This is a genomic window from Halorubrum sp. SS7 (genome assembly GCF_005435055.1).
Classification (GTDB): Archaea; Halobacteriota; Halobacteria; order Halobacteriales; family Haloferacaceae; genus Halorubrum; species Halorubrum salinarum.
The window spans coordinates 1-334 of record NZ_SGXV01000448.1 but is presented as its reverse complement, the minus strand read 5'-3'; the positions used below and the strand labels follow the sequence as shown (position 1 = coordinate 334).

At 69.2% G+C, this 334-nt stretch carries 1 pseudogene; it reads right to left on the bottom strand.

Annotated elements, in window-relative coordinates:
• Positions 1 to 77 precede the first annotated feature (77 nt).
• Positions 78 to 334: pseudogene (locus tag EXE44_RS18745) on the bottom strand (tRNA modifying enzyme); the annotation flags it as partial.

Genomic DNA, 334 nt, shown 5'->3' with positions numbered 1-334 from the left:
TGGACCGGTTCGGGGACGAGGTCGAGATGATCTACGAGGAGTGACCCGACCGGTCGGCCGTCACTCGGTCAGACCCGTCAGTCGTCGCCCGGTACCCGACCCGCGTCGTCGGCCCCGGCGGCCTCGGCCGGCGTCCCGTCGACCGGCTCTCCGAACGCGTAGACGGTGTTGTGGCCGGTCACCGCCACCTCCAGGAAGTCCCCCACGTCGACCCCGCGCTCCGTCGCGTTCTGGACGATGATCTGTCGGTACGCGCCGTCGCGGCACTTCACGGAGTCACCGGTTCCCTCCTCGACGACGAGGACCTCGAACCGATCGTCGACCATCGACTCGT